Origin of the sequence: Zoogloea sp. (assembly GCF_044344315.1) — a bacterium.
Lineage (GTDB): Bacteria > Pseudomonadota > Gammaproteobacteria > Burkholderiales > Rhodocyclaceae > Zoogloea.
Window position 1 is genome coordinate 20,450 of sequence record NZ_JBIJDC010000003.1, and the last position, 16,660, is coordinate 37,109.

14 protein-coding genes and 2 tRNA genes are annotated in these 16,660 nt (G+C 59.2%); 3 read left to right on the forward strand and 13 right to left on the reverse strand.

Translation table 11 applies throughout. The annotated features are described in order from the left end of the window. Positions 1-4: 4 nt before the first annotated feature. From ACIQ09_RS01195 to ACIQ09_RS01230, 8 genes are all read right to left on the reverse strand, one after another. Positions 5-874, reverse strand: a complete 870-nt coding sequence (locus ACIQ09_RS01195; protein WP_398304866.1) for an XrtA system polysaccharide deacetylase — start codon at positions 872-874, stop codon at positions 5-7. Next, entirely contained in the window at positions 871-1,953 is a 1,083-nt protein-coding gene (locus tag ACIQ09_RS01200) for an XrtA/PEP-CTERM system-associated ATPase (protein ID WP_398304869.1), read from the reverse strand. Before ACIQ09_RS01200 ends, ACIQ09_RS01195 begins: the two co-directional genes overlap by 4 nt. A gap of 8 nt (positions 1,954-1,961) precedes the next feature. Continuing rightward, complete coding sequence (locus ACIQ09_RS01205) at positions 1,962-3,506, reverse strand: TIGR03016 family PEP-CTERM system-associated outer membrane protein (RefSeq protein WP_398304872.1); 1,545 nt, start codon at positions 3,504-3,506, stop codon at positions 1,962-1,964. Next, positions 3,503-4,471 (reverse strand): XrtA-associated tyrosine autokinase, encoded by a 969-nt coding sequence (locus ACIQ09_RS01210; protein WP_398304875.1) that lies wholly within the window; start codon positions 4,469-4,471, stop codon positions 3,503-3,505. The genes ACIQ09_RS01205 and ACIQ09_RS01210 overlap by 4 nt, the downstream gene beginning before the upstream one ends. Positions 4,472-4,480: 9 nt before the next feature. Next, entirely contained in the window at positions 4,481-6,040 is a 1,560-nt protein-coding gene (locus tag ACIQ09_RS01215) for an XrtA system polysaccharide chain length determinant (RefSeq protein ID WP_398304878.1), read from the reverse strand. A gap of 59 nt (positions 6,041-6,099) precedes the next feature. After that, positions 6,100-6,705: an XrtA/PEP-CTERM system exopolysaccharide export protein gene (locus tag ACIQ09_RS01220; protein WP_398304882.1), complete on the reverse strand. Its 606-nt coding sequence runs from the start codon at positions 6,703-6,705 to the stop codon at positions 6,100-6,102. A 199-nt stretch (positions 6,706-6,904) separates the two neighbouring features. Beyond that, positions 6,905-8,197 carry a DUF1302 family protein gene (locus ACIQ09_RS01225; RefSeq protein WP_398304885.1) on the reverse strand — a complete coding sequence of 431 codons (1,293 nt, stop codon included), beginning with the start codon at positions 8,195-8,197 and terminating at the stop codon, positions 6,905-6,907. 25 nt (positions 8,198-8,222) lie between these two features. Then, entirely contained in the window at positions 8,223-8,969 is a 747-nt protein-coding gene (locus ACIQ09_RS01230; protein WP_398304887.1) for an ABC transporter ATP-binding protein, read from the reverse strand. A gap of 42 nt (positions 8,970-9,011) precedes the next feature. Here ACIQ09_RS01230 and ACIQ09_RS01235 point away from each other — a divergent pair, with 42 nt between their 5' ends. Beyond that, positions 9,012-9,794: an outer membrane lipoprotein-sorting protein gene (locus ACIQ09_RS01235; protein ID WP_398304890.1), complete on the forward strand. Its 783-nt coding sequence runs from the start codon at positions 9,012-9,014 to the stop codon at positions 9,792-9,794. A 3-nt stretch (positions 9,795-9,797) separates the two neighbouring features. Here the strand turns inward: ACIQ09_RS01235 and ACIQ09_RS01240 are convergent, their stop codons facing one another. From ACIQ09_RS01240 to rnr, 3 genes are read right to left on the reverse strand one after another with little or no spacing between them, the layout of a single operon-like run. After that, complete coding sequence (locus ACIQ09_RS01240) at positions 9,798-10,481, reverse strand: HugZ family protein (protein ID WP_398304893.1); 684 nt, start codon at positions 10,479-10,481, stop codon at positions 9,798-9,800. Positions 10,482-10,493: 12 nt separating this feature from the next. Beyond that, a complete protein-coding gene (gene rlmB / locus ACIQ09_RS01245; RefSeq protein ID WP_398304896.1) occupies positions 10,494-11,240 on the reverse strand; it encodes a 23S rRNA (guanosine(2251)-2'-O)-methyltransferase RlmB in 747 nt (248 codons plus the stop codon). After that, on the reverse strand, positions 11,233-13,692 hold the full coding sequence (gene rnr / locus ACIQ09_RS01250; protein WP_398305036.1) for a ribonuclease R: 2,460 nt from the start codon (positions 13,690-13,692) through the stop codon (positions 11,233-11,235). The genes rlmB and rnr overlap by 8 nt, the downstream gene beginning before the upstream one ends. Positions 13,693-13,731: 39 nt before the next feature. On the opposite strand from rnr, the gene ACIQ09_RS01255 reads away from it, so the two are divergent. Beyond that, a tRNA-Leu gene (locus tag ACIQ09_RS01255) sits at positions 13,732-13,816 on the forward strand. 132 nt (positions 13,817-13,948) lie between these two features. Next, a tRNA-Leu gene (locus tag ACIQ09_RS01260) sits at positions 13,949-14,033 on the forward strand. Between the two features lie 150 nt (positions 14,034-14,183). Here the strand turns inward: ACIQ09_RS01260 and ACIQ09_RS01265 are convergent. After that, positions 14,184-15,494: an adenylosuccinate synthase gene (locus tag ACIQ09_RS01265; protein ID WP_398304899.1), complete on the reverse strand. Its 1,311-nt coding sequence runs from the start codon at positions 15,492-15,494 to the stop codon at positions 14,184-14,186. 5 nt (positions 15,495-15,499) lie between these two features. After that, positions 15,500-16,657 (reverse strand): ATP phosphoribosyltransferase regulatory subunit, encoded by a 1,158-nt coding sequence (locus ACIQ09_RS01270; RefSeq protein ID WP_398304902.1) that lies wholly within the window; start codon positions 16,655-16,657, stop codon positions 15,500-15,502. Positions 16,658-16,660 lie beyond the last annotated feature (3 nt).

A 16,660-nucleotide genomic window follows, 5' to 3' on the forward strand; every position in this document is an offset into this window, starting at 1 on the left:
AACCTTAAACTGACGGACTTGCCGCGGGCAGAAACACTTCGTCCATCCGCCCCCAGGAAAAATCCTGAAGAAGGCGCTGAAGACGGGCTTCGGTCTGGGCGAGATTCACGTAATGCCTGAAGCGCGCCTTGGCGGACGCCTCGCGCACCACCGGCTGCCCAGGATCGATTTCCCAAGGATGGAAGTAGAAGATTGCAGGTTTTCGATCTTCCTGATTGACCTTGCGGATACCCCAGGCAGAGACCGGGTAAGGCAACAGACGGAAGTAACCACCTCCTCCAACCGGCCAGTTACGCCCAAACCGTCTGACCGTCGTAATGGGAATCTCGACGAGGCCCGCCCCCACCATGTAAGGGAATCGCGGCGCATCGGGAACACCGTAATGGTCGTGCTTCACCGGATACACGCTGGAACTGTAGGCGTAGCCGGCCTCTTCGATGCAACCGTGGGCCCAGGGATTGGACAGACCGACGGAAAAGCTTGGCGCCCGGTAGCCCCTCACCTCACAGCCTGCGATATCTTCCAGCACAACCTTGGCAAGCTTGATATCTGCCAGAAAGGCTTCCGGCGACTGATCGCTGGCCCGCTCATGCGCATAGCCATGACTGGCCAGTTCGTGGCCTTCTGCAGCAATCCGTCGGACCAGCTCGGGGTAACGTTCAGCGATCCAGCCCAGTGTGAAGAATGTCCCTCGCGCGCCGCTTTGGGCGAGCATCTCGAGAATGCGATCGACATTGCGCTCGACCCGACACGGGGTGGTGTTCCAGACATCCTTGGGAAAATGGGACGCCAAGGCGGAGACCTGGAAATAGTCCTCCACATCAATGGTCAGGGCGTTTATGACGCCTCCCCGGTCGGAATGCGATACCGTCATTTGCTTACTGCCTCTTTCCCCTCTCCGCCGGCGGGTTGCTGGGCGGCGCCGATCAACTGGCTAAGGGCGTTCAGGGTGGTGGAGAGGGTCCGCTCTAGCAGGGCCAGACGCTCCTCGAAGCGGGTCGCATCATAGCCAGGCCCCATGGTGGCAAGCGTCCGGGCAGCCTCTGGATCAGCCAGCAGGCGCTGGATGTCGATCGCTCCGGGCTGGGCAAGCACTGCCTGACCCGGGGCGGAGACTCCTGTCTGAAGCGCTGCAGGCACGATCTGCTCCTCGCTCATTTCCGCCGCGATCTGCTCCACAAGCTCCGCACTGATCCGACGCTGATCACCCAGAAAGGCGGCCAGCATGATGCGGTCACACAGGGCGTTGATACGCCGGGGAATGCCTTGGCTGTGGCTGAAGATGGACTTCATGGCTTCGGCCTCGAATGCCGGATTGCCTTTCCAGCCAACACAGCCAAGCCGGTGTTCCACGTAAGCCTGGGTCTCGGCCACATCCAGGGGGCCCAGGTGGTAGGACGCGATGACCCTCTGGCGCAACTGGACCATCTCGGGACTCTGCATGATGGTGCGGAATTCAGGCTGCCCGACCAGGAAACTCTGCAGCAATGCATGATCTTCAAGCTGAAAGTTGGAGAGCATGCGCAGTTCCTCGACCGCACGCTGCGTCAGGTTTTGGGCCTCGTCAACGATCAACAGCGCACGCTTTCCGGCGGCCGTTGTGGACACCAGAAAGGCTTCGATCGCCAGCAGCAGATCACTCTTTGCAAGATGCTTGCTGGGGATGCCGAAGGAAGCCGCAACCAAGCGGAGGATATCGTCAGCATCAATCTGGGTGCTCACCAGGTTAGCGGCAACGATCTTGTTGGGATCCAGCTTCTCGAGAAGGCTACGCACCAGCAACGTCTTGCCCGCGCCGACCTCTCCGGTCACAACGATGAATCCCTCATTCTGGTGCAGTCCGTACTCCAGATAAGCCATCGCCCTACGATGACCACGGCTACCATAGAAGAAGGACGGGTCCGGATTCAACTGAAAGGGTTTGCCTCGCAGACCGAAATATGCTTCGTACATGAGCGCTCTCAGAACCGGATGGAAACCGAGCCGATGACAGCGTTCTCGGTATAGGTCGTAATCCCTTTGCCCTCACTGTTACGAATCAGGAGGGAGCCGTTTGTCTTGGGTGTGAACTGCGTCATGACACCGGCCGTAACACGACGGGTACGGTTGCTCAGGTCAGTACCGGTACTGGAGCCTTCTTGCTGACTGCGCATCAGCGTCAGAGCAATGCTTGCGGAGGTAATCGGAGTCAACTGATGGGTAAGACTCATCGTCCCGCTCATATCCTTGATATGGGTATTTGAGGTGAAATCCGGTCCAAGCGCAAACTCCTGGCTGCTCAGGGAAGAGCGCTCCGACCGATATACCGTGAATTGGAGCGTATTCCTTGGACCGGTCAGCATCATGTCGACATTGATGCGGCGATCAAGGAAGACCCCGTTCGAAAGCACAGCCTGGCTACTACCCAGGCGGCCCGGAAGGCCCCGATCAGCGATGTAAGCACGCACGAAGGCATCCCGCTCTGCAAAATCCGGAAAGCGTGCGGCCGTCATCGACATCAACAAGCCGTATGTATCGAACTGCGTAATCGCGTTGAGAGACTGGCTCGTACTGCTCGCATCCTTCGAATAGCGAGCCGAAACAACATAGCGCCCACTCTGGTGACTGGCAGTCATCAGGTATCCGGGCCCGAAAAAGCGGTCTTCCCACAGCCCCGAAAATTTGGTCTTGGGACTCGCCGCCCAGTCCAGACCGATACCTGTAATCGTCGAACGCTTGTCATCAACGGTACGGAAATTGTTGGATTCCGAACCCGCAATAAGGCGCATCTGCAACTGTGGATTGAACTGGAACAGGGCGCTTCCCCGAAGCGAACTGTTGTTGAGGTCACGTCGGTCGGAATACTGAATGACGCTGTCGGAGAGTGCCAGTGACCAACCCGCCTTGCCAAACGCGTTAGGATCAGAGAGGTTGGCCGACAGGGTTTGACTCTGCGTCCTCTGCACGGTGGACGAGGATGTGTCGGTGTCAGCCAGGGAATAGCGCACCTCGGCCTTTCCGGTGGACGCAAAACGCCCTATGACATACGGACTGACAACGATATTGCGGACGCTCGTCTGGTTAGTGCGCCCGGTCACACTGTCTCCGGACTGGACACCGAGGCTGGACAACGCCTCTTGGCTGACCGACGCCATCAGATCAACAAAAGCACGGTTCTCCAAGGCTGTTACCTTGCCATCACCACGCAAGGTGAGAAAACCGCGGCTGAGCTCCGAATCCCGGCCATACAGCGACGCATTGAAAGCCGCCTGGAGGTTGCCCCTGACGCGCCCTCCGTAGGACCTTGCGGAGACGCTTGGGCTGATCAAGGTGATCCACTCACTCGTGGCCTCCGAGCCATTGCGCAGTTGAACGTTGTCGGTGACTGTCTCCGAAACACTGACCGCAGTCTGAAAAATCGGCGCCTGGGCCTGAGAGAAGACCGGATTGGCGAACGCCGCCGACAAGGCTGCGAAGCACAGGCTCGGGAGGAAGCCATGGTGCCGGACGTAACGACGGCGCTTCACACACCCTCCCTCGGTCCTTGACCGTAACCGTAACCGTAACCGTAGCCGTAGCCGTAGCCGTAGGAACCACCACTGGTTTGCTGGGCCTTGTTTAGAAGCATCAGCCTGACCGGGCAGGAGTCGATGGTTGCAAGAGCCTGCTTTACAGCCGCCTGGGTAGTGCGATTCGACTCAACCACCATCACGATCTGCCCCATATGGGTAGCCAGAACACGGGACTCAGTCGTCACCAGAAGCGGCGGGGAATCAAACACGATGATCCGGTCGGAATAACGATCGGCAAGCTCGGCCAGCAAGTGATTCATGGCGTCACTGGCCAGCAGTTCCGTCGCCCTCGGGTGCGGCGTCCCTGCCGGCAGCAGGCTGAGTTTCTCAATGTTGGTCTTGAGGAGAACATCGCCCAGCTGCATGTCATTTGACGTCAGAACATCCATCAGCCCCTTCCGCGGCGGCAGGCCAAGGATGTTCAGCACGGATGGACGGGAGACGTCCGCATCGATCAGCAGCACGGTGTGATCCAGCTCCATCGCCATGCTGATCGCAAGATTGATCGAGCTGAAGCTTTTGCCCTCACCAGGCAAAGAGCTCGTTACCATGATCAGATTGGCGTTCTTGACCTCGGCCGCGCCCTTGCCCTGCACATTGCGCAACAGGGGGCGCTTGACAATGCGGAACTCGTCGCCGATCAGCGAGCGCGGCGCATTGGGGGTCACGATGCCAATCGAATGAAGTCGATCAAGATCGATTTCGACGAGCCGATCAGGATTCTGAGCCCGCGCCTCGACCGGAGCAGATACGGCCGGCTCCTTTACTGTTGATCGCTCAACGGCCACTGCGGCAGGCGCAGACTGGATGGTAGTGGCAGGCTCCTGGACGAGAGGTTCATGGCGCTCGGCAGTATCGCCGTTACCCGCAGCTCTCTGTAGTTGTTCGAGCCGCTCGACGGCTTTTTCAATAATGCTCATTTTCGCCCCTCAAGCCATTCTGGCCAACATCAGCCAGACGGTCATAGCGCCAAACAAACCCACAAGGGCTCCCACCCCGCCAAGAAATGCGATCTTCCCACGGCGCAGGTTTCGCGCCCGATCTGGATCAGAGATCATGCTGACTGCGCCAAGAACCGCCAGGCCGGTCATGTCCCGCAACACATTGGTGTCCGAGAAGGTGGGGCGAATCTGACTGATCAGAAAACTGATGGCAGCCCCCATCAACAGGGCCGCAAGACCCGCAGCCGGCATCAGCAGCATCCGGTTAGGCGCTGCCGGCTTGTTAGGCACAGTGGGAGGATCAATCAGGCGGAAGTCTGCGACACCCGAAGTTGCCCCCATCTCGACCGCCATCGTGGCCGACTCGCGACGGGCCACAAGCTGGTCGTAGTTGCGTTTATTGACATCGTAGTCCCGGTTGAGCTGGGTATATTCAGCTTCGATCTGGGGCAGCATGCGGGATGCCGCAGACAGGGACTGGACCCGGCTTTCATACTCGGAAACCCGGGCGCGGAGCGACGCCACATTGGCCTCGGCCTCGGCCAGGGACATCTTCAGCTGCTGGTACACCGGATTGGAGTTGGCCGAACTCGACATACCGGTCGGTGCCGACTTCTGGCGCGACTGGATCTCCTTGATCTTCTGAGCCTCCAGCAGTTCAATGGTCTTGCGGGCACCCACTACATCGGGATGCTGATCCGTGTAACGCTGCAGCAATCCATCCAATGCCTTCTTGAGCGCCTCGATGCGGCCATCGAGTTCTGGCACAGAAACAGCAGCCAAGGCAGCGCTGCTCACGTTGTCCGGCAGGAGAACAGGCTCCTCACCAACGATCTGACGCTTGAGCGCATCCCGCGAATTTTCAGCTTCGCGCAGGGCCAGGCGCGCCTGATTCAGCTGTTCGCCGGCTTCATTCATCTTGGAGAAATAATCCCGACCGCCGGAGCCGACAGTGGAAAGATTGCGCAGCTTGTATTCCTTGAGACGATTCTCAGCCTCCTCGAGCTTTTGCTCATAGGCCTTGATCTGCTCTTCAATGAACTTGCGCGCCGTGTCCGAGTCTTTGCGCTTGTCACCCAGGCCAGACTCGACAAACATGGACACCATGGACTGAACAACGCGCTTGGCGCGCTCAGCGTCAGTATCGGTGTAAGCGAGGGTATATAGGTTGTCCCGACCCGCAACACGGATCTCAAGAGACTTGGTGACGCTGGCGATAAGCGCTTCGCGCTCTTCCTTGGTCTTGACCGTAAGATCGAGGTCGGCCATGCGGATAAGCTTTTCCACATTGGGACGACTGATCAGCGTACGGCTGAGAATATTGATCTGCTGATCCACGTTGGGTTGCACGGCAAGCCCGGACATCAGGGGCTTGAGGATCGACTGGGTATCCACGTACACACGTGCCGAAGACTCATAGCGGTCAGGTAGCAAGTAGACCGTCGCCGCAGCGATCGGGCCGACGATCCACGCAGCAGCCAAGCCCCACCAGCGATAGAGCCACATGCCGCGGAGTATCACCGCCAGCTGTCTTAGTATGTCTTCCATTGGGAAATTCCGAAGGCGACTCCCCGGGACACCCCGGGGAGGAGATCAAGAAGAATGGGTCAGAACCAGCTCTGGGGGATGATCAGCACATCGCCCGGCTTGAGATCGACGTTTGCGGAAACGTCACCACGCTTGATGAGATCCCTCAGACGAACCGAGTATTGCTTGCTTCCCTCGGACGTACGCAGCAATGTTGCCCGGTTTCCATCGGCAAAATCAGTGATGCCGCCTACTGCGATCATCAGGTCAAGCAGGGTCATCTTCTGCTTGAACGGGAGGGTCATGGGACGAGCCGCTTCACCAACGACGCGAACCTGCTCCGAGTAAGGGCCGACGAACGATGTGACGATCACCGTCACGACCGGATCACGGATGTACTTCGCGAGAGCCTTTTCGATCTCACGGGCGAGCGTCGAGGCATCGCGCCCCGCAGCTGGAAGATCTTCGACCAGTGGCGTGGTGATCCGGCCATCCGGCCGCACGGGAACCTGCATGGACAGCTCTGGATTTCGCCAAACCACGATATTGACGGAGTCACCAGGCCCGATCAGGTAGTTATATTCCGAATTTGTGGCCGAAACTGGCGCAGCGGGATAGGGCGTCGCGCACCCTGTCAGTCCGGCAGCAAAGCAGGCAAGTGCGCCAATCGTCAATAGTCGTTTCATGAAAAACTTCCCCTCAATTAGGCCAGTCTGCAGCCTTCTGATGATAACAAGCGGATATTACGGCAGCCCGGACGCGACTCCGGAGAAAAACGTCACGCCACCCCGCAACGGGCCAACGCTTTAACGATCAGGGTTTGGGAAAATCTCCAAAACCGCCCAAATCCGTCATATTTCGGCACCGAACGGGATGGCTTGACAACTAGAAAGACCAACGTGCCTCGGTGTAAACCCGATCACGATCGTCATAACGACCGAACAGACCCGTGGGTTTGCCACCGAAGACATCTACACCGAAAACAACTCTGAGGTTCTTGGCTGCGGACCACCTCACCTTCGGCCTGAACATGAAATCGGTGCGATTGAGCATGGAAACCAGCAAGGCTTCAGCTTCCCAAGCCTGGGTAACGCGGGTATTCAGAAGGATGCTGGCCCCGCCCTCGGTGCGCTCCGAACCAATGGATGGATCATGGTTAGCCGCACGACGAGCGAAATACTGCAGATTGACATGACCTTCATTGAACGCAGGTACGTCAACCCCGATAACATAATCAATGGTGTCCTGCCGCACGAGGCCATTGGGGGCCGTCGGATCCTCCGAAAGGAAGCGTCTTCCTCGCGTATGCACGGCCTCACCCTTTAGAACGAATTCACCGAAATCCTTGGCTACAGTGCCACCGATCTGGGCAATTCGATCGTGGCGTGGCTGGAAATCGTTTACGCCTACGGCATAGAAGGTTTGGGCCACATCAAGACTGCGGTAATAGAAACCCGACACGTCCCAGCCACCAATCAGCCGGGAGAGACGCCCCCCCCAGTTGGTATTTCCCAGCGAGGCGTCCGGCTTGACCTCTCCACGCACATTGGCCCCTCTTGGCAGCGGATAAAACTCTGCGCCGGGCTTGCCGATCCGGTCATAACTCGGAGACGGGATCCAGACGAATTCCGCGTGGGTTTCACCGAAATAATATTCGGCACGAGCGGCCCATTGGGGAATGCGCAGCTGTTCGAACTCCGGCAGGTAGAAGGTACGCAGATCCCTGGCCGAAACCACGTCCGCAAAGAAGAGGCCGACCATCTCACCCCAGACGATATGCTGCCGACCGAGCCGGATATCCATATCGCCCGCCGAGAAATCCACATATGTTTCACGCAGATCAAATTGGTACTGCTGGTCTCGACGCACGGCATCGGGATAAAAGCCTGAGTCGATGGCGAAGACAGCATCGGCATCAGCTCGCCCGGAGATCTTCCACTTGAAGCCGGAACCGCCACCCTGGGCAGCCAGTTCCGCCCGTGAGCGAGCCATGGACCAATGCTCCTTATCGGCATAGGTTCGCGCCAGATCAAACTGGAGGACGACTCCAGTCTTGATTTTTCCAGCCTCGTCGAGCTCAAGACCGAGATCATCTTCAGCCGCCACAACCGGCCCCACTGAAGCCAGCATCGCAAGGACCAATGCAATGTATGCAGACTTTGAGCTGTAAGGATTCATCTATTCCTCTTGCGTTTGATTGCGATCAGATATCAGGATCATCGTCCGGCTTGCGTCGATCCTGAACAAACTTCCATGCACCATCGCGCCTCAGGCCGAGCGCGGTGATCTGGCCATCCTCCATCCGGACCAAACGGTCGGCCCGATTCATCACCCGCTTGTCGTGAGTTGAAAACACGAAGGTCGTACCGTCATTCTGGTTGAGATCCCGCATCAGGTTGAGAATGCTCTCCCCGGTTCGTCGATCCAGATTGGCAGTCGGCTCATCAGCCAACACGACCCGCGAATGAGTCACCAGCGCTCTTGCAACCGCAACCCGCTGCCGCTGCCCACCGGACAACTGGTTCGGACGGTGATGGGCGTACTTGGCCAGCCCCACCTTGGACAGATAGTTATTCACCCTGTCCCTCCGCTCAAGTGCGGACAGCTCTGGCATCTGGAGAAGGGGGTACTCGACGTTCTCGAAGGCCGAAAGAACAGGCAAGAGATTGAAGGTCTGAAAAATGAAACCGATCGTTCGCGCACGCACGTCGGCAAGGTCGTCCGGGCTCTGACCAGACACGTCCTTTCCTTCGATTTCAACACGCCCCTTGCTAGGCGTATCAATGCACCCCATGATATTGAGCAGTGTCGATTTTCCACTACCGGACGGTCCGGCTATGGCCATGAACACACCCTCTTCAACGGTCAGTGACACGCCCTCCAGCGCGGTGACGTCTTGGTCACCAAGTCGATAGGTCTTGCTTAAATCGTCAACACGGATGATCGGCATTTGTGCATTGAACTATGTTGTTTGCTTTCCAAGGATAACACCATGAGCTTCAACTTTTACCTGCCCGGCTTGCGCGAAACCTGCACGGCTCTCATGGCAGTGGCTGCCATCGGTCTCTCGAACCTGTCACTCGCCGACGACGACGAAACAGCTCGCAACGTGGTCGCCCGCTCCGATGAAGTACGCTTCCCCCGCGACGGTTTTCAGGTCCTGATCACCATTGAATCAACCAGCCCCGGTGAGCCCGCGGAAGAGAGGAAGTACAGAATTCTCTCCAAGGGTAATGAAAACACGATCGTACAGACCATCGAACCGGCCACCGATCGAGGCCAGGCAATGCTCATGAGGGGCCGCGACCTGTGGATCTTCATGCCCAACATTTCCCAGCCAGTGCGTCTTTCACTTGCACAGCGGCTGACGGGCCAAGTCGCCAATGGCGACTTGGCCCGTGCCAATTTCTCTGGTGACTATGAACCAAAGATCTTGCGAACCGAGACCATTGACGGCGAGAAGATGTACGTTTTGGAGCTCACCGCTGTGGACCGCGGCGTAACCTACGCAAAAGTTCTTTACTGGGTCAGGCAATCAAATAACTGGCCGCACAGGGCAGAGTTCTACTCACTCTCTGAACGCCTTCTCAAGGTTGCCCGCTACGAGAAATTCCAGAATCTGGGTGGTCGTACCCGACCAACGCAACTGGTGATGGAAGATGCGCTCAAAAAAGGAGAGGTGTCGGTACTGCGCTACTCCCAAATGACAGCGAAGGATCTGCCGGATCGGGTGTTCACGAAACAATATATGGACAAGCTCAACCGGGTCGACTGAGCCTCAGGCAAATATACCAGCGGGCGGATCGGCAGGCATGGTCAAGCCGGCCCGCGCCATCCCATTCACAGCAGCCTCAAGCAGGGCGTCGAGCCCTGTGTGAGTAGGCGTCAGGTCAATACGACGACTGACCCCGGCCGCTACGATATCCAGCCCCTCCGCATCCACCCCCTCCACCCGCAAACCGGCAGGAGCCCTGTGCGCAAGAACTTCGAGCAGCGTAGCCTCCTCCCCGGGCGCAAGCACATGGGGCATGGGGGTAGCATCCATCCACCCCATGCGCCCGAAACCTCCGATGAAACGGGCCTTCAGCGGCGCCATCCGGAAGAAGGCAAAATCCCCCAGCGCCAGGAGTTTTTCCGATTCAGGGCAGTAGCGCAAAAAACGAACGCGCCCGGGCGCATCCAGCTCCACCCGCTCAACCGTACCCAACAAGGTCAGTCGGGCCTGCTCAAGCACACTACCCAGCCCTTCCGCAACCAACAGGCTGGCCCGAGGATCGGCAAGAAGATTCTTCGTGTGTTCAGCAAGACCGCTGAGCAGGAATAGAGGCCTGCAGGCCTCATCGAGCACGTAAGGCAACAGGCTCACGAACGGGAACCCAGGCATGGCCAGCGAAACGCTGCCAAGCGCCCCGCTGCGCGAACGCCGAAGCAGATGGCGTACTTCAGCGTAATCGAGCTTCATCGCCGATGACGCTCAACCGCCACGCTGGCGACGCGCCTCAAACAGGCAGAGACCACTGGCAACCGACACATTGAGGCTCTCGACGGTGCCGTACATGGGAATGCTGATCAACTCGTCGCAGGTCTCGCGGGTCAGACGACGCAGACCATCGCCTTCCGCACCCAGCACCCAGGCGATCGGCCCCTTCTGATCGACGGTGTAAATAGACTTCTCCGCCTCGCCAGCAGCACCCAGGATCCACACACCGGCCTCCTGCATCTCCCGCAAGGCACGAGCCAGATTGGTGACGGTGATGTAGGGAACCGTATCTGCCGCACCGCTGGCCACCTTGATGGCCGTAGCGTTGAGACCGACTGCCTTATCCTTCGGGGCAATCACGGCATGGGCACCCGCCGCATCCGCCACGCGCAGACAGGCCCCCAGGTTATGCGGGTCCTGAATGCCGTCCAGCACCAGCAGCAAGGCAGGCTCTGTAAGCCCATCCAGAACATCAGGCAGCTTCAGCTCCTTGCGACGACCATCCACCCGGGCAACCACCCCCTGATGGCGACGCGTTCCAACCATGCGATCAAGCCGCTCGCCCTCGGACGGAATGATCCGGGTACCCAGCTGCTCGGCGTGACGAAGCAGATCCCTGGCCCGGGCGTCATTACGTTGGGCATCGGTGAAAATTTCGAAGATGCCCTCTGGATCCTGGCGAAGCTTGGCGAGAACGGCATGAAAACCGTAGATGAGGCGGGAACTGGTGTTGTCAGACACGAGGCTTGGCTTTCTTCTTTGTGCTGTCCGCGGCACTCTTGCGCGGCATTGAGGTTTTGGCCTTGGCTTTGGTTTTGTCTTTCATGGCCTTCGGCGAGGGCGCTGATTCTACCGCCTCGCCAGGCACTTCGGGCTGGCTTGCCTTGGCCGATCGACGGCGCCCTGCTGGAGGAGCAGCCTCCACAGCCTGAGCAGGCTCCGGCGCAATGCGTGCAGCCTTTGTACGCGATGTCTTGCCCACTCGCTCGGTGACACGCTCCGGGCCCTGAAGGAGGCGAAAATCGATCTTGCTGGCCTCCATGTTCACCCGCACCAGTTGCACCCGAACCTGGTCGGACAGGCGATAGCGCTGGCCGGTGCGCTCCCCCACCAGTGCATGCTGGGCATCGTCGAAGTGAAAATAGTCACTCCCCAGATCCGAGATATGCACAAGGCCTTCGACGAAGACGTCATGGAGCGCCACAAACAGCCCGAACGGCACCACCGCCGACACGCTGCCCTCAAACTCCTCGCCGATGCGGTCCTGCATGTAGTAGCACTTGAGCCAGTTTTCCACATCTCTGTCAGCTTCGTCGGCACGGCGCTCGGTCATCGAGCAGTGCATGCCGATTGCCTCCCAATCCCCGTTTTCCTGAGCCGGCGTGTAGTGCTGCCCCAGAAGCGCCGCCTTGATCGCGCGATGCACCAGCAGATCGGGGTAACGCCGGATGGGCGACGTGAAGTGGGTATAAGCCTCGTAAGCAAGACCGAAGTGCCCCACGTTTTCAGGGCTGTATACCGCCTGACGCAGGGAGCGGAGCATCACGGTCTGGAGAAGTTGCAGATCCGGCCGCGCCTTGATGCTCTCCAGCAACCGGGCGTAATCACCGGCCCTGGGCTCCTCACCCCCTCCCAGCTGCAGCCCGAACTCGCCCAGGAAATCCCGCAACTTGGCGAGCTTCTCGGGGGTCGGCCCCTCATGAACCCGGTACAGGGCTGGATGTTCCTGCCCCTGCAGGAACTCGGAAGCACACACATTGGCAGCGAGCATGCACTCCTCGATCAGGCGATGGGCATCGTTGCGACTCTCCGGAATGATCTTCTCGATCTTGCCGTTGTCGTCGAACACCATCCGGGTTTCCTGGGTTTCGAAATCGATCGCACCCCGCTTTGCCCGGGCCTTGAGCAACACCCGGAAGAGCTTGTCCAGATTCTGCAGGTGGGGAAGCAGGCCACCGACGATCTCGAGCGCCGCAGGATCATTGTCATAGAGCGCCGCCGCGACCTGGTTGTAGGTGAGGCGAGCCTTGGAGAACATCACCGCCGGATAGAAGCGATACTGCTTGATCACCCCCGTCTGGGAGATGGCCATGTCGCAGACCATACACAGACGCTCCACCTGAGGATTCAGCGAACATAGCCCATTCGAGAGCTTCTCCGGCAGCATCGGAATCACCCTGCGCGGAAAGTAGACCGAATTGCCACGGTCGTAGGCCTCGCCATCCAGCGCAGAGCCGACCGTCACATAGTGGGAGACATCGGCGATGGCAACCACCAGCCGAAAACCACGCCCCTGGCGTTCGCAATACACCGCGTCGTCGAAATCCCTGGCCGTCTCGCCATCGATGGTCACCAAGGGAAGCGCAGTGAGATCCTCCCTGCCCTTCCAGTCCATCTTGCGGACTTTGTCTGGCAGGCGGCGGGTCTGCTCCTTCGCCGCCTTGCCAAACTCGAACGGCAACTCGTGCTTGCGCAGGGCAATCTCGATCTCCATGCCGGGATCTGCATAGTTGCCGAGCACTTCGACAACCTTGCCGATAGGCTGAGCGTAGCGGGTCGGCTGTTCGACCAGTTCCACCACCACGACCTGCCCGGCTACGGCTTTGGATTTGGCCCCTGGGGCCAGCAGGATCTCCTGGGAGATGCGGCGGTTCTCTGGGACAACCAGGGTTACCCCGTTCTCGACCAAGACCCGACCGACCACACGCGTATTGGCGCGCTCCAGCACCTCTACGATCTTGCCTTCCGGCCGGCCGCGCCGATCAAGGCCGGCAATGCGCACCATCACCCGATCCCCGTGAAGGACCTCACGCATCTCATTGGGTCCAAGGAAAACGTCGGCCCCCTCTTCGTCGGTTACTACAAAGCCGTAGCCTTCCGGGTGCCCCTGCACCGTACCGCGAATGAGATCAGCCTTCGCGGGCAGGAGATAATCGCCACGCCGATTGCGCATGACCTGACCATCACGCTGCATCGCAAACATGCGACGCTCGAAAAACTCGATCTCCGCCGCCTGGATATCCAGGGCAGCAGCAAGGTCAGCAAACGGCAACGGAATGCCCTGCTCGCCAAGCGTTTGGATGACGAACTCCCTGCTCGGCAGCGGAAATTCGTACTTCTGGCACTCCCGTTCGAAGAAGGGATCACTGCGGCGCAGTTTGCTAAGTTTTTTAGTGTTCTTGGCTTTTGATATTGACACGGATAATTTCTACTCTATAATTTTGAGCTCGTTGCCCAGATGGCGAAATTGGTAGACGCGCTAGTTTCAGGTACTAGTGCCGCGAGGCGTGGAGGTTCGAGTCCTCTTCTGGGCACCAGGATGTTTCGGAGAAGCCGGTCGGTTGACCGGCTTTTTCTTTGTTTGTTTCGATTGCGACGGATGATCCAAAAAGTGTGGGCTGCAAGGCTTTTGCGTCTGCATCAATTTGTTCTATAATAGCGCTTTCGTTGCCCAGATGGCGAAATTGGTAGACGCGCTAGTTTCAGGTACTAGTGCCGCGAGGCGTGGAGGTTCGAGTCCTCTTCTGGGCACCAGATATATCGGAAAGGCCGGTCAGTTGATGACCGGCCTTTTTGTTTTGTCGTTCACCGCTCCACCCTCCTCGTTTCCGCCCGGGCATGAATGGACGAAGCCCCGGATGCAGGCGGCGAGCCTGCAACCGGGGCTTATCGAGAGACCTACGCTCAGGCGCCGAAAGGATGGCGCTTCAGAATAGTCTCGTCACGTTCCGGCCCGGTGGACACCACATCAATGGAAATCTCGCAGATCTCCTCGATGCGATGCAGATAGGCCCGGGCTTCAGGCGGCAGTGCATCCCAGGTGCGCGCACCAAAGGTGGTTCCACTCCAGCCAGGCATGGTCTCGAGAATGGGTTCGCAGCGAACCACCTCCTCCGCGCCCATCGGCAACAGGTCGATACGCTTGCCGTCCAGCATATAACCGGTGCACAGCTTGAGTTCGGTGAGCCCGTCCAGAACATCCAGCTTCGTGATGCACAAGCCCGAGACACCGTTGATGATGATCGAACGCTTCAGCGCAGCCAGATCAAGCCATCCACAGCGACGCTTGCGGCCGGTAACGGTGCCGAACTCACGGCCAACGGTGGACATCTGGTAGCCCGGAGTACCGGGGGTCTCAAAATCCAGTTCAGTGGGGAAAGGACCGCCGCCAACGCGGGTACAGTAAGCCTTGGTAATGCCCAGCACGTAGTGCAGCCGGCCAGGGCCCACGCCAGAACCCGCAGCCGCCTGGCCGGCAACGCAGTTGCTGGAGGTCACAAACGGATAGGTACCGTGATCAATGTCGAGCAAGGTGCCCTGCGCACCCTCAAACAGCAGATTGCCCCCTGCCTTGTTGATGGCGTAAAGGTCTGCCGAAACATCGGTCACCATCGGCCGAATCTCTTCGGCATCGGCCATCGCTTGGTCGAACACGGCCTGAAACTCAACCGGTTCGGCGCCCAGATACTGGGTCAGAACGAAATTGTGATAGTCGAGTACTTCCGCCAGCTTTTCGGCAAAGCGTTTCGGATCGAACAGATCGTAGACCCTCAGGGCCCGACGGGACACCTTATCCTCATAGGTCGGGCCAATGCCCTTGCCAGTCGTACCGATCTTGTCACCGGCACTCTTCTTCGCCTCGCGCGCACGGTCGAGAGCCGAGTGATAGCCGAGAATGACCGGACAGCCCGGGCTGATCCGCAGGCGTTCCCGCACCTTGATGCCGCCAGCCTCCAGCCCACGGACTTCAGCCAGCAGGTGATGGATGTCCAGCACCACGCCATTGCCGATGTAGCACTGGACGCCTTCCCGGACGATACCGGAGGGCACCAGATTCAACTTGTACTCTGTCGTCCCGACCACAAGGGTGTGACCCGCGTTGTGCCCGCCCTGGAAGCGCACTACCCCCTGAGCCTGATCGGTCAACCAGTCAACGATCTTGCCTTTGCCTTCATCGCCCCACTGGGTACCGACCACCACTACATTCTTTGCCATTTTTCTTACTCTCCCTGAAGCGGTTCAACCTGCCAGGCGCCGCCCCGCAGAATTAGATGCCGGTCACAACCGGCCTCACGCCACGTGCCTTCATGGCCGGGCAATTCAACGACTACATTCTCCCCTGCTTCGCGCAGGCGGGCTACAGCCTCGTCAAAACCTTCCGTCCCCGCGCCAGACGCGAGGATGGCGCCAGGCAGCAGTGGATCGGCAACCTGCGCAGCAAGCTCCCGCAGATCAAGGCTGAATCCGGTAGCCGGACGCCCCCGACCGAAGGCGCGGCCGACGCTGTCGTAACGCCCGCCGAGCGCCAGGGCGACAGGAGAATTCCCTCCGTAGGCCGCAAACACCACACCACTGTGATAGTGGTAGCCGCGCAAATCGGCCAGATCAAAGCTGATGGGCAAGTCTGCCAGCTGCGTGGCCAGTTGCTCCAGGTCATCCAGCGCAGCACGAATCTCGCCATCGTCGGGCAGCAAGGCGCGGGCCTTACCCAGCACGTCAGCAGCCCCGTAAAGCGTTGGCAAAGCCAGCAACCCGGTCCGCACTTCCGCAGCCACATCGCCAAGCAACTCATGCAGTCCGGGAAGATCCTTGGCCTGCAGGCAATCGAAAAGCGCCTCTTCCCGATCAGCCGGCAACCCCGCCTTGCGGGACAAGGCCTTGAACAGGCCCACATGGCCCAGGTCAATCCGCGAGGTACCGACACCGGCAATGCTCAGCGTCCCGGCCAGCAGCCGGATCACTTCTGCGTCGGCTTCGAGGCCCGCGTGACCGTAAAGCTCGGCACCGAGTTGGAGAGGCTCGCGGGTTGCGGTAAGCGACGAAGGAACGGCATGGGCAACCGTGCCGCAGTAGCACAGTCGGGTCACCCCCTTGCGGTTGAGCAGATGAGCGTCGATGCGGGCGACCTGGGTCGTGATGTCGGCCCGCACCCCCATGGTACGGCCCGACAGCTGATCCACAAGCTTGAGGGTCTTCAACTGGAGATCCTGACCCGCGCCGGTCAGCAAGGACTCAAGATATTCGAGTAGCGGAGGCGCGACGAGCTGATATCCGTTCAAACGAAAGGCATCGAGCAGGCGACGGCGCAGATCTTCCAGCTTGGCAGCCTCTGCGGGCAGGGCGTCCTGGATATATTCGGGTAGAACCCAACGCAACATGGG

Bases quoted from the DNA above. Each gene is read 5' to 3' on its own strand.
- ACIQ09_RS01195 (WP_398304866.1), bottom strand. From the start codon at position 874: ATGACGGTATCGCATTCCGACCGGGGAGGCGTCATAAACGCCCTGACC.
- ACIQ09_RS01200 (WP_398304869.1), bottom strand. From the start codon at position 1,953: ATGTACGAAGCATATTTCGGTCTGCGAGGCAAACCCTTTCAGTTGAAT.
- ACIQ09_RS01210 (WP_398304875.1), bottom strand. From the start codon at position 4,471: ATGAGCATTATTGAAAAAGCCGTCGAGCGGCTCGAACAACTACAGAGA.
- ACIQ09_RS01215 (WP_398304878.1), bottom strand. From the start codon at position 6,040: ATGGAAGACATACTAAGACAGCTGGCGGTGATACTCCGCGGCATGTGG.
- ACIQ09_RS01220 (WP_398304882.1), bottom strand. From the start codon at position 6,705: ATGAAACGACTATTGACGATTGGCGCACTTGCCTGCTTTGCTGCCGGA.
- ACIQ09_RS01225 (WP_398304885.1), bottom strand. From the start codon at position 8,197: ATGAATCCTTACAGCTCAAAGTCTGCATACATTGCATTGGTCCTTGCG.
- ACIQ09_RS01230 (WP_398304887.1), bottom strand. From the start codon at position 8,969: ATGCCGATCATCCGTGTTGACGATTTAAGCAAGACCTATCGACTTGGT.
- ACIQ09_RS01235 (WP_398304890.1), top strand. From the start codon at position 9,012: ATGAGCTTCAACTTTTACCTGCCCGGCTTGCGCGAAACCTGCACGGCT.
- ACIQ09_RS01240 (WP_398304893.1), bottom strand. From the start codon at position 10,481: ATGAAGCTCGATTACGCTGAAGTACGCCATCTGCTTCGGCGTTCGCGC.
- ACIQ09_RS01265 (WP_398304899.1), bottom strand. From the start codon at position 15,494: ATGGCAAAGAATGTAGTGGTGGTCGGTACCCAGTGGGGCGATGAAGGC.
- ACIQ09_RS01270 (WP_398304902.1), bottom strand. From the start codon at position 16,657: ATGTTGCGTTGGGTTCTACCCGAATATATCCAGGACGCCCTGCCCGCA.